The organism is Geodermatophilus sp. SYSU D00742 (assembly GCF_054049935.1).
The window spans coordinates 176,153-188,538 of record NZ_JBJGYJ010000001.1 but is presented as its reverse complement, the minus strand read 5'-3'; the positions used below and the strand labels follow the sequence as shown (position 1 = coordinate 188,538).

Below are 12,386 nucleotides of genomic sequence, written 5' to 3'. Positions count from 1 at the left end.
GGGACCCGGGATGGACACCGTGCCCGCCGACGGGCTGCTCGCCGCGTCCTGGCTGTTGATCGCGCTGCCGCTGGCCGGCGCCGCCGTGCTGCTGCTCGGTGGCCGCCGCACCGACCGCTGGGGTCACCTGCTCGGCACGGGCACGGTGGTCGCCGCGTTCGTGCTCGGCCTGCTCTGCACCACCGCCCTCGACGGCCGGCAGGTCGGCGTCGACCTGTTCACCTTCGTCGCCACCGGCTCGCTCGACGTGCAGGCGGGGCTGCTGTACGACCCGCTGTCGGCGGTGTTCGTCCTGCTGATCACCGGCGTGGGCGCGCTCATCCACGTCTACTCGATCGGCTACATGGCGCACGACCCGCGGCGCCGCCGGTTCTTCGCCTACCTCAACCTGTTCGTCGCCGCGATGCTGCTGCTCGTCCTCGGCGACAACTTCGTGGCCCTCTACGTCGGCTGGGAGGGCGTGGGCCTGGCCTCCTACCTGCTCATCGCCTTCTGGCACGAGCGCCCGTCGGCGGCCACCGCCGCCAAGAAGGCGTTCATCATGAACCGGGTCGGCGACGTCGGGCTGGCCCTGGCCATCTTCGTGATGTTCACCCAGCTGGGCACCGTCACCTACGAGGGCGTCTTCAACTCGGTCGGGGTGCTCGCCGGCGGCACCGTGACCGTGATCGGCCTGCTGCTGCTCCTCGGTGCCTGCGGCAAGTCCGGCCAGTTCCCGCTGCAGGCGTGGCTGCCCGACGCCATGGAGGGCCCGACCCCGGTCTCCGCGCTCATCCACGCCGCGACCATGGTCACCGCCGGCGTCTACCTCATCGCCCGCAGTGCCCCCATCTACGACGAGACGCCCACCGCGCGCGCCGTCGTCCTGGCCGTCGGCGCGATCACCCTGATGATCGGCGCGATCGCCGGCTGCGCCCAGGACGACATCAAGAAGGTGCTGGCCTACTCGACGGTCAGCCAGATCGGCTACATGTTCCTCGCCGTCGGGCTGGGCCCGGCCGGCTACGTGGCGGCCTTGGCGCACCTGCTCACCCACGGCTTCTTCAAGGCCGGGCTCTTCCTCGGTGCCGGTTCGGTCATGCACGCGATGAACGACTCGGTGGACATGCGCCGCTTCGGTGGGCTGGCGCCGAGGATGAAGACCACGTTCGTCACCTTCGGGCTGGGCTACCTGGCGCTGATCGGCTTCCCGTTCCTGTCCGGCTTCTACAGCAAGGACGCGATCATCGAGGCCGCGTTCGACCGCGGGGACGGCTGGGGTTACGTCCTCGGCGCGGTCGCGATCCTCGCCGCCGGGCTGACCGCCTTCTACATGACCCGGCTGATGCTCATGACCTTCTTCGGCCGCCCGAGGTGGGAGGACGGCGTCGACCCGCACGAGTCCCCGTCGGTGATGACCGTGCCGATGGTCGTGCTCGCCGTCGGCTCGGTGCTCGCCGGCTTCCTGCTGGTGGTCGCCTTCCCGCTCGAGGAGTGGATGGCGCCGGTGTTCGGCGAGCCGGAGGCGGCCGAGCACGTGGTCGCCCCGTTGCTGGTCAGCGTGCTGGTGACCCTGGTGATGGTGCTCGGCGCCGGCGCGGCCTGGCTGTTCGTCGGCCGCCGGGAGGTGCCGCTGACCGCGCCGGCCCGGGTCTCCCCGGTCGTCCGCGCCGCCCGCCGCGCGCTCTACGCGGACACGGTCAACGAGTCGCTGTTCATGCGACCCGGTCAGTGGCTGACCCGCGCGCTGGTGTTCGTCGACAACCGCGGGGTGGACGGCGCGGTGAACGGGCTCGCGGCCACGCTGGGCGGCTCGTCGTCCCGGCTGGGCCGCGCCCAGACCGGCTTCGTCCGCTCCTACGCCCTCTCCATGCTGGGCGGCGCCGTCGTCGTGGCCGGGGCGCTGCTGGCGGTGACGGCCGGATGAGCGGCGCTGTCGTCCGGCCGGCCCCGCCGGGTCGACCGGAGAGCCGGAGCGCATCCCCCCTGGACCGAGAGGCGACCTCGTGAGCGACTTCCCGTGGCTGCTGGCGATGATCGTCGTCCCGGCGGTGGGGGCGGCCGTGGTGGCCGCCCTCCCCAGGAGCCGTGACCTCCTGGCCAAGCAGGTCGCCCTCGGTGTGAGCGCGCTGGTGCTCCTGCTCGCCGTCCTGGCGACGATCGCCTTCGACCCCGCCGGCGACCGGTTCCAGCTGACCACCTCGGTCCCGTGGATCCCCGACTTCGGCGTCGACTTCGCGCTCGGGGTCGACGGGATCGCGCTGGTGATGCTGCTGCTCATCGGCGTCCTGGTGCCGGTCGTGGTCGTCGCCTCGTGGCGGGACACCCCGACGGCCAACCGGTCGATGAGCACGTTCTTCGCCTGGTTGCTGTTGCTCGAGGCGATGATGGTCGGCGTCTTCGCCGCCACCGACGTCTTCCTCTTCTACGTCTTCTTCGAGGCGATGCTCGTCCCGATGTACTTCCTGATCGGCAGCTTCGGCGGGCCGCGACGGCAGTACGCGGCGGTCAAGTTCTTCCTCTACAGCCTGGTCGGCGGCCTGGTCATGCTCGCCGCGGTCATCGGGCTGTACGTGGTGAGCAGCAGCGAGCTGGGGGAGGGCACCTTCGCCTTCGACGCACTGCGGCAGCTCGAGATCGACCCGGGCGTGCAGAAGCTGCTGTTCCTCGGGTTCTTCGTCGCCTTCGCGATCAAGGCGCCGCTGGTGCCGTTCCACACGTGGCTGCCCGACTCCGGCGCCGAGGCGCCGATCGGCGGGGCGGTGCTGCTGGTCGGTGTCCTGGACAAGGTCGGCACCTTCGGCTTCATCCGCTACTGCCTGCCGCTGTTCCCCGACGCCTCCCGCGACCTCGCGCCGTTCGTGCTGGTGCTCGCCGTGGCCGGCATCCTCTACGCCGCCCTGCTGGCGATGGGCCAGACGGACATGAAGCGCCTGGTGTCCTACACCTCGATCGCGCACTTCGGCTTCATCGCGCTGGGCATCTTCGCGTTCACCACCGAGGCGGCCACCGGTGCGGTGCTCTACATGGTCAACCACGGCATCGCGACCGGCCTGCTGTTCCTCGTCGTCGGCATGCTCATCGCCCGCGGCGGCTCCCGGCAGATCGGCGACTACGGCGGGCTGGCCACCAGGGCACCGCTGCTGGCGGGGGTCTTCCTCGTCGCGGGCCTGGCCTCGCTGGCGCTGCCGGGCACCAACAGCTTCGTCAGCGAGTTCCTCGTGCTCGTCGGCTCGTTCCCGACCCGGCCGGTGTTCACCGTGCTCGCGACGGTCGGCATCATCCTCGCCGCGCTCTACGTCCTGCTGATGTACCAGCGCACCATGCACGGCCCGCCGCGGGGCGTGCTCCTGGAACCCGACGAGGGGACGACGGCGCCCGCGGGGACCGGCGGTGCCACGGCGACGGCCACGGCGACGCTGACCGCGCCGGCGACCGCGCGGCTGCGGGTGCGCGACCTGTCGCGGCGGGAGATGGCCGTCGCCGCGCCGATGGTCGCGCTGGTGATCACCCTCGGCGTCTACCCGCAGCCGCTCGTCGACCTCATCGAACCCGCCGTCGCCGCCACGATGGGCGACGTCGGCGCCGACCCCGCCGGCGTGCAGCCGGCCACTGACGCCGAGGGGACCGACTGATGCTCAGCGCGGCGGACGCGATCACGGCGCCGAGCCTCTCCCTGGGCGCCCTGGCGCCGTTTCTCTTCGTCTTCGGCGCCGCCTGCATCGGCGTCCTCGTCGAGGCCTTCGGCCCCCGGGAGAGCCGGCACCCGGTCCAGGTCACCGTGGCACTGATCGGCACGGTCGGCGGCCTGGTCACCAGCGTCCTCCTCGCCGGCGAGCGGCAGGTCACCGCCGCCGGCGCGCTCGCCGTCGACGGCGCGGCGGTCTTCCTGCAGGCCACCATCGCCGGGCTGGGGGCGCTGTCGATCCTGCTGTTCGCCGAGCGGTCCCTGGATCCGGCCCGGTCGGCGTTCGTCGCCGCCGCGGCGGTGCCGGCCGGCAGCCCGCGCGACCGGGAACTGCTCACCGCGCACCGGGTGCAGACCGAGGTCTACCCGCTGGCGACCTTCGCCATCGGCGGCATGATGCTCTTCGTCGCGGCCAACGACCTGCTCATCATGTTCGTCGCGCTCGAGGTGCTCAGCCTGCCGCTGTACCTCATCAGCGGCCTGGCCCGCCGCCGGCGGCTGCTGTCGCAGGAGGCGGCGGTCAAGTACTTCCTCCTCGGCTCCTTCGCCTCCGCGTTCTTCCTCTACGGCCTGGCGCTGGTGTACGGCGCGACCGGCAGCATCGGGCTGGCCGACATCCGCGCCGCGTCCACCGCCGGCGGCACCGACGTGCTGCTGGTCCTCGGGCTGGCGCTGCTGGTCGTCGGCCTCCTGTTCAAGGCGAGTGTCGCCCCCTTCCATGCCTGGACGCCGGACGTCTACCAGGGCGCTCCGACGCCGGTCACCGCCTTCATGGCCGCCTGCACCAAGGTCGCGGCGTTCGGCGCCATCCTGCGGCTGCTCTACGTCGCCTTCGGCACCGCTGAGTGGACCTGGCGGCCGCTGGTCTACGGGATCGCGATCGTCTCCATGGTGGTCGGCGCGGTCCTCGGCCTGACCCAGACCGACCTCAAGCGCATGCTCGCCTACTCCTCGATCGCGCACGCGGGCTTCCTGCTCACCGGTGTCATCGGCTACGGCGGCGGCGCCGACGGCCAGGGCACCGGGCTGGGCGGCACGATGTTCTACCTGCTCGCCTACGGGCTCACCACCCTCGGCGCCTTCGCGGTGGTCACGCTGGTCCGGGAGGGCGACGGAGAGGCCACCCACCTGTCGAAGTGGGCCGGGCTGGCGCGGCGCTCACCCCTGACCGCGGCGGTGATGGGCCTGTTCCTGCTCGCCCTCGCCGGGATCCCGCTCACCAGCGGCTTCACCGGCAAGTTCGCCGTCTTCCGGGCCGCGATCGACGACGGCGCGTGGCCGCTGGTCGTCGTCGCGCTGCTGGCCAGCGCCGTGGCGGCGTTCTTCTACCTGCGGGTGCTGGTGCTCATGTACTTCAGCGAGCCGGCCGCCGACGGGCCCACGGTGGGCGTGCCGGGGCTGCCCACCACGATCGTGCTCGCGGTGACCGTCACCGCCACCGTCGTGCTGGGCGTCGTCCCCGGGGCGGTGCTGGACCTCGCCGAGCAGGCGGCTAGATTCGTCGGTTGATGACCGGAGCCAGCGCCGCCCTCGACGGGGACACCCCCGCCGAGACCTGGCAGCGGATCTCGACCCCCGCCTCGACGATCGGCCCGTGGCTGCCCGAGGGGGAGCTCGGCGTCCGCCTCGCCGACGGTCTGGCGCGGGTGGAGGCGGCGCTGCTGCGGGCCGTGGACAGCGACCACGACTTCGTCTCGCAGGCCGCCGGGCACCTGGTCGCCGCCGGCGGCAAGCGGTTCCGGCCCCTGCTGGCCCTGCTCGCCGCCGAGCTGGGGGACCCGCGGGCGCCCGGGGTGACCGAAGCCGCCGTGGTCTGCGAGCTGACGCACCTGGCCACGCTCTACCACGACGACGTCATGGACGAGGCCGCCCTCCGGCGCGGGGCGCCGAGCGCCAACAGCCGGTGGTCCAACAGCATCGCCATCCTCACCGGCGACTTCCTCTTCGCCCGCGCCTCCGACCTGCTCGCCGACCTCGGCCCGGAGGCGGTGCGCATCCAGGCCCGCACGTTCGAGCGGCTGGTGACCGGACAGATCCTGGAGACCGTCGGCCCGCGGCCCGGCACCGACCCGGTCGCCCACCACCTGCAGGTCCTGGCGGACAAGACCGGGTCCCTCGTGGCGACGTCGGCCCGCTTCGGCGCCTCGTTCGCCGGGGCCGGGGACGAGCTCGTCGCGGCGCTGACCGACTTCGCGGAGCAGGTCGGGGTGGCCTTCCAGCTCTCCGACGACCTGCTCGACATCCTCAGCGAGGACGGCACCTCGGGGAAGTCGCCCGGCACCGATCTGCGCGAGGGCATCGTCACGCTGCCGGCGCTGTTCGCCCTCGCCGGCGACGACCCCGCCGAGCGGCGGCTGCGTGAGCTGGTCTCCCGCCCGCTCCCCGACGACGCCGAGCACGCCGAGGCGCTGGCCCTGCTGCGCTCGTCGGCGTCCCTCGACCGTGCCACCGAGGTGCTGCGCGACTACGCCGACCGGGCGCGCGCCCAGCTCTCGGCGGTCCCCGAGGGGCCGGTCCGGGAGGCGCTGTCGGCGCTGTGCGAGTACGTCGTCACGCGCACCAGCTGAGCGGCCGGGGCATGCTGGGCGGGTGCGCGCCCGCCTGACCTGTCTGGTCGTCGCCGTGGCACTGGCCGGCGGCTGCAGCAGCGGGGCGGCCGCTCCTCCCACGATCACGCGGACCCCGTCGCCGGGCACCGGGGGCCCACCGCCGACGGCGACGAGCGTGCCGCCGGCCGTGGCCCCCGCACTCGACGTCACGGTGCTCGCCGACGGCCTCGACCACCCCTGGGACGTCGCCCAGGCGCCCGACGGCACCCTGCTCGTGGACGAGCGCGGCGGCGGCCTCACCGCCGTCCTGCCCGACGGCACCGTGCAGGACGTCGTGGCCGACTTCGACGACCTGTTCGCGACGGGGGAGACCGGCCTGATGGGGCTGGTGCTCGACCCCGCCTTCGAGCAGAACCGCCGGTTCTACACCTGTCAGGGCCGGGAGTCCGGCGGCGGCCGCTCGATCGCCGTGGTCGCCTGGACCGTCGACGCGGCGTGGCGCTCCGCCACCCGGGTCGCGGACCCGCTGCTGGGCGGCATCCCGGTCAACGAGCGGTCCGGCCGGCACGGGGGCTGCCGGCTGCGCTTCGACCCGACCGGCGCGATGCTGGTCGGCACCGGCGACACCACGGTGGCGGAGAACCCGCAGGACCTCGGGACCCTCGCGGGCAAGGTGCTCCGGATCGACGCGGCCACCGGGGCACCGGCGGCCGGCAACCCGTTCGGCGATCGTGCCGGTGCCGCCGCCGCCGTGTGGAGCTACGGCCACCGCAACGTGCAGGGGCTGGCCGTGCGCCCCGGCTCCGGCCAGGTCTACGCCGCCGAGCAGGGCACCGCCCGGGACGACGAGGTGACCCTCCTGCGGCCCGGCGGGAACGGCGGCTACCGGCCCGGGCCCGGCTACGACGAGCGGGTGCCGATGACCGACCCGTCCCTGCCCGACGTCCTCCCGGCCACCTGGGCATCGGGGGACCCCACCATCGCCACGTGCGGGATCACCTTCCTCGAGGGCGACCAGTGGCAGGCATACGAGGGGCTGCTCCTGGTCGGCGTCCTCAAGGACCGTGGGGTGCTGGCGCTGCGCGTGGCCGACGACGGCGCGCTCCTCGAGCAGTTCCGGCTGCCCGAGTTGGAGGGGCGGTACGGCCGGATCCGCACGGTGCAGCAGGGCGGCGACGGTGCGCTCTACGTCACCACCGACAACGGGGACGCCGCCGACCAGCTACTACGTGTCACGCCTCGCCCCTGACCCGTCCCCGCCCTCGGGCGAGTCTTCCGTTCCGGTCTTGTGGCGGAACTGCCGGTCTCGGAAGGGTGCCCGGCGTCCAGGAAAGCGGCCGCCGTGACGCGGCCGATGTGGAGGGATCTCCCAATGAACCGACGCTCACGCCTGCTGCTGGTCGTACCTGCCGCCACAGCCCTCGTCTTCACCGGCATCTCGCCCGCCTTGGCAGGCGGTGGCCATGACGGCCACCACAACGGGCACGACGACGTCTGGATCGTCGACATCGACCGCGTCGAGATCGAGAACGACGACGAGGCGCGGGTCTACTTCACCTACGAGTGTGACGACGACACCGACGACCTCTCGGCGAAGGCCGTCGTGCGTCAGGACGGCACGCGGTACGAGTCGAAGGACAAGGAAGACATCGACGACTGCACGGAGAACGGCGACGAGCAGGAGGACTCGGTCCTCGTGAAGAAGGACTACGGCGACGAGCTCGACGCCGACGAGGACGCCAAGGTCCGGGTGGTCCTGTACGAGGACGACGACGAGGTCGACAGCGAGACCGACTACGACGTCGACGTCGAGGACGACGACGACGACGACGACGACAACGGCAACGGCAAGGACAAGGACAACGGCCACCACTGATCCCAGCGGAGGTCCCCGGCACTGACCGCCGGAACGCAGCGAGGGGCGTCCGGGAGCACTGGCTCCCGGACGCCCCTCGCTGGGCGTCCGGCCCCTCGCCCGGTCCACCGCGGGCGTGCGAGCGGTGGGGGCGCGGGACCCTGGCTCAGGCGGGGACGGTCCAGGTGTCGCCGCCGGCCAGGATCGCGTCGAGGTCGGCCGGGGACTGCGTCCGGGCCTGCTCGAGCTGGTCGGCCATCATCCGGTCGTAGGTCGGCTTCTGCACCGCCCGGAAGACGCCCATGGGGGTGTAGCGGAGGTCCTGACCGGACAGCCGCGACAGGGCGAAGGCGTAGGACGGGTCCTGGCGGGTGACGTCGTGGACCACGATGTCGGCCGGGTCGACCTGGTTGGTCTCGGCGATGCGCAGCCCGCCGAACTCGTCGCGGACCACGCAGGAGGCGCCGTCCGGACCGAACACCAGCGGCTTGCCGTGCTCCAGCGGGATGGCCCACTGCGTGCCGGTGGTCGGGTCCTTGAGCAGGTCGAAGGCGCCGTCGTTGAAGATGTTGCAGTTCTGGTAGATCTCCACCAGCGACGTGCCCTTGTGCTCGGCGGCCTGCCGCAGCACCTCGGTGAGGCCCTTGCGGTCGGAGTCCATCGCCCGGCCCACGAACGTGGCGTCCGCGCCGAGCGCCAGCGACACCGGGTTGAACGGGTGGTCCAGCGAGCCCATGGGGGTGGACTTGGTGACCTTGCCGACCTCGCTGGTGGGCGAGTACTGGCCCTTGGTGAGCCCGTAGATCCGGTTGTTGAACAGCAGGATCGTCAGGTTCACGTTGCGGCGCAGCGTGTGGATCAGGTGGTTGCCGCCGATCGACAGCGCGTCGCCGTCCCCGGTCACGACCCAGACCGACAGGTCGGGCCGCGAGGCAGCCAGCCCGGTCGCGATCGCCGGCGCGCGGCCGTGGATCGAGTGCATCCCGTAGGTGTTCATGTAGTACGGGAAGCGCGAGGAGCACCCGATGCCCGAGACGATGACCATGTCCTCGCGGGCGATGCCGAGGCTGGGCAGGAAGCTCTGGACCGCGTTGAGGATGACGTAGTCACCGCACCCGGGGCACCAGCGCACCTCCTGGTCGGTCTTCATGTCCTTCGCCTTCAGGGCGGTCTGCTTCTCGCCCTGGGTGGCGACCGACGCGGCGATGGCGTCGGCGATGGGGCCCTCGGCCGGCATGCCGAGGTCGATGGTGGTCATTCCGCCCCTCCGGTGCGGTCGGCGGCGAGCGGGGCGCCGCTGGTGGAGTCGATCACGTCCTGGATGACCGCGGCGAGCTCGGCGGCCCGGAAGGGCAGCCCGCGCACCTGGGTGTGGGAGTGGACGTCGATCAGGTACTTGGCGCGCAGCAGGAGGGCCAGCTGCCCGAGGTTCATCTCCGGGCAGACGACGTGGTCGTAGCGGCCCAGGATGTCGCCGAGGTCGGCCGGCATCGGGTTGATGTGGCGCAGGTGGATCTGCGCCACCGACCGCCCCGAGCGCCGGATCCGGCGGCAGGCGGCACCGATCGGGCCGTAGGTGGACCCCCAGCCGATGACGGCCACGGTGGCGTCGCCGTCCGGGTCCTCGACCTCGGTGGGCGGCAGGCTCGCGGCGATGCCGTCGACCTTGGCCTGGCGCAGCCGCGTCATGAGGTCGTGGTTGGCCGGGTCGTAGGAGATGTTGCCGGTCTTGTCCGCCTTCTCCAGCCCGCCGATGCGGTGCTGCATGCCGGCCGTACCCGGGATCGCCCACGGGCGGGCGAGGGTCTCCGGGTCGCGGAGGTAGGGCAGGAACTCGCCGTCGGAGCCGTTGGGCTCGGTCGCGAAGTCCACCTGCAGGTCCGGCAGTGACTCGACGTCCGGGATCTGCCACGGCTCCGCGCCGTTGGCGAGGTAGCCGTCGGACAGCAGCATCACCGGGGTGCGGTAGGTCAGCGCTATCCGCGCCGCCTCCAGCGTCGCGTCGAAGCAGTCGCCGGGGGAGCGGGGTGCGATGACCGGCAGGGGGGCCTCGCCGTTGCGGCCGAACATGGCCTGGAGCAGGTCGGACTGCTCGGTCTTGGTCGGCAGACCCGTGGACGGGCCGCCGCGCTGCACGTCGATGACGAGCAGCGGCAGCTCGGTCATCACCGCGAGGCCGATGGCCTCGGACTTCAGCGAGATGCCCGGGCCGGACGTCGTCGTGACGCCGAGCGCGCCACCGAAGGAGGCGCCGATCGCCGAGGCGACGCCGGCGATCTCGTCCTCGGCCTGGAAGGTGCGGACGCCGAAGGCCTTGTGCCGGGACAGCTCGTGGAGGATGTCCGACGCCGGCGTGATGGGGTAGGCGCCGAGGAAGACCGGCAGACCCGACCGCTGGCCCGCCGCCACGATGCCCAGCGCCAGCGCCTGGTTGCCCGAGATGTTGCGGTAGCGGCCCGGCGCCATCGGGGCGGGCTTGATCTCGTAGGAGACCGCGAAGGCCTCCGTCGTCTCCCCGTAGTTGTACCCGGCGCGGAAGGCGGCGATGTTCGCCGCGGCGATCTCGGGCTTGCGGCGGAACTGGCGCTCGAGGAAGCGGACCGTGCCCTCGGTGGGCCGGTGGTACATCCAGCTCAGCAGGCCGAGGGTGAACATGTTCTTCGACCGCTCGGCCTCCTTCTTGCCGAGGCCGGAGTCGGCGAGCGCGTCGAGGGTCATGCTCGTCAGCGGCACGCTGACGGTCTGCCACCCGTCGAGGGACCCGTCCTCGAGCGGGTTGGTGGCGTACCCGACCTTGGCCAGGTTGCGCGGGGTGAACTCGTCGGAGTCGACGATGAGCAGCCCGCCGCCGGGGAGGTCGGAGAGGTTGGCCTTGAGCGCAGCCGGGTTCATCGCCACCAGCACGTCGGGGGCGTCGCCCGGCGTCATGATGTCGTGGTCGGCGAAGTGCAGCTGGAAGGAACTGACGCCCGGCAGGGTCCCCGTCGGCGCGCGGATCTCGGCGGGGAAGTTGGGCAGCGTCGACAGGTCGTTGCCGAACGACGCCGTCTCGCTGGTGAAGCGGTTGCCGGTCAGCTGCATGCCGTCGCCCGAGTCGCCGGCCAGGCGGATGACGACCCGGTCGAGCTCGACGACGCTCTTGACGAGGCCGCCGGGTGCCGAGCTGCCCGCTGCGGCGGTGAGGGGCGCGTTGGTCGCAGTCATCAGTGGTGTACCTCCACCGGCCGAGATTACGTGGCTGGGTCATCGCGGGCCCGTGACGAGAGCCACAGTGGCACCTGCCGGGTGGGCCGGCACAGAGGTCGCAACCTCCTCGCGCGCGAGGTCATTCCGTGACCACCGTCGCAGCACCCGGCCCGGGTGAGTGGTCGGCTCCGACCAGGGGAACGAGGCCCACCGGTGCTCCGTTGGTCGGGGCGTGCAGCGCTGGAGCAACGGACTGAAGACCGCGGTCCTCCTCGGTCTCATGGGCGGGCTGATCCTGGCTGCCGGCGCGCTCATCGGCGGCCGCGGCGGGTTGCTGGTGGCGCTGGTGGTCGCGCTCGCGGTGAACGGGTACGCCTACGTCAACAGTGACAAGCTGGCCCTCCGCGCGATGCGCGCCTTCCCGGTGACCGAGACCCAGGCCCCGGCGCTCTACGCGATCGTCCGGGAGCTGGCCACCGAGGCCCGCCAGCCGATGCCCCGCCTGTACGTGAGCCCCACCGACCAGCCCAACGCCTTCGCCACCGGACGCAACCCGCGCAACGCCGCCGTCTGCGTCACCCAGGGGATCCTCGAGCTGCTCGACCGCCGGCAGCTGCGGGCCGTGCTCGCCCACGAGCTCTCCCACGTCTACAACCGCGACATCCTGATCAGCTCCGTCGCCGGTGCGATGGCGACGGTGGTGACCTACCTCGCGCACATGGCGATGTTCGCGTCGCTGTTCGGCGGCCGCTCGGAGGACGACCGCGGGGGCGGCAACGCACTCGGCAGCCTGCTGCTGGTGTTCCTGGGTCCGCTCGCCGCAGGGCTGGTGCAGATGGCCGTCAGCCGCAGCCGGGAGTACCAGGCCGACGCCTCCGGGGCGGCGTTGTCGCGCGACCCGCTCGCCCTGGCCGAGGCCCTGCGCCGGATCGAGCGCGGGGCGGCCGCCCGCCCGCTGCCGCAGGAGGACCGGCTGGTCACGCAGAGCCACCTGATGATCGCCAACCCCTTCCGGGGGCAGGGGCTGGCCACGCTGTTCGCCACCCACCCGCCGATGCCGCAGCGGATCGCCCGGCTGGAGCAGCTCGCGCGCGACCTCGGCCAGCGCTGACCGATCCGGGGCTACCGT

General features: G+C 72.4%; 9 protein-coding genes. 7 read left to right on the top strand and 2 right to left on the bottom strand.

Annotated features, from left to right (window positions below):
- Positions 1-10: 10 nt before the first annotated feature.
- From nuoL to ACI78V_RS00910, 6 genes are all read left to right on the top strand, one after another.
- On the top strand, positions 11-1,906 hold the full coding sequence (gene nuoL, locus ACI78V_RS00935) for an NADH-quinone oxidoreductase subunit L (protein WP_456847991.1): 1,896 nt from the start codon (positions 11-13) through the stop codon (positions 1,904-1,906).
- A 79-nt stretch (positions 1,907-1,985) separates the two neighbouring features.
- Positions 1,986-3,614, top strand: coding sequence for an NADH-quinone oxidoreductase subunit M (locus ACI78V_RS00930; RefSeq protein WP_456847989.1), 1,629 nt, complete (start codon positions 1,986-1,988; stop codon positions 3,612-3,614).
- A complete protein-coding gene (gene nuoN / locus ACI78V_RS00925; RefSeq protein WP_456847988.1) occupies positions 3,614-5,176 on the top strand; it encodes an NADH-quinone oxidoreductase subunit NuoN in 1,563 nt (520 codons plus the stop codon). Before ACI78V_RS00930 ends, nuoN begins: the two co-directional genes overlap by 1 nt.
- The gene (locus ACI78V_RS00920) at positions 5,176-6,234 is read left to right on the top strand and encodes a polyprenyl synthetase family protein (protein ID WP_456847986.1); all 1,059 of its coding nucleotides are present in this window, start codon (positions 5,176-5,178) and stop codon (positions 6,232-6,234) included. The genes nuoN and ACI78V_RS00920 overlap by 1 nt, the downstream gene beginning before the upstream one ends.
- Positions 6,235-6,256: 22 nt before the next feature.
- Positions 6,257-7,465: a PQQ-dependent sugar dehydrogenase gene (locus tag ACI78V_RS00915; protein WP_456847984.1), complete on the top strand. Its 1,209-nt coding sequence runs from the start codon at positions 6,257-6,259 to the stop codon at positions 7,463-7,465.
- Between the two features lie 123 nt (positions 7,466-7,588).
- Positions 7,589-8,092, top strand: a complete 504-nt coding sequence (locus tag ACI78V_RS00910) for a hypothetical protein (RefSeq protein ID WP_456847982.1) — start codon at positions 7,589-7,591, stop codon at positions 8,090-8,092.
- Between the two features lie 145 nt (positions 8,093-8,237).
- Here the strand turns inward: ACI78V_RS00910 and ACI78V_RS00905 are convergent, their stop codons facing one another.
- Positions 8,238-9,329 carry a 2-oxoacid:ferredoxin oxidoreductase subunit beta gene (locus ACI78V_RS00905; protein WP_456847980.1) on the bottom strand — a complete coding sequence of 364 codons (1,092 nt, stop codon included), beginning with the start codon at positions 9,327-9,329 and terminating at the stop codon, positions 8,238-8,240.
- Positions 9,326-11,275, bottom strand: coding sequence for a 2-oxoacid:acceptor oxidoreductase subunit alpha (locus tag ACI78V_RS00900; RefSeq protein ID WP_456847978.1), 1,950 nt, complete (start codon positions 11,273-11,275; stop codon positions 9,326-9,328). The genes ACI78V_RS00905 and ACI78V_RS00900 overlap by 4 nt, the downstream gene beginning before the upstream one ends.
- Positions 11,276-11,489: 214 nt before the next feature.
- On the opposite strand from ACI78V_RS00900, the gene htpX reads away from it, so the two are divergent.
- Positions 11,490-12,368 carry a zinc metalloprotease HtpX gene (htpX, locus tag ACI78V_RS00895; RefSeq protein ID WP_456847976.1) on the top strand — a complete coding sequence of 293 codons (879 nt, stop codon included), beginning with the start codon at positions 11,490-11,492 and terminating at the stop codon, positions 12,366-12,368.
- Positions 12,369-12,386 lie beyond the last annotated feature (18 nt).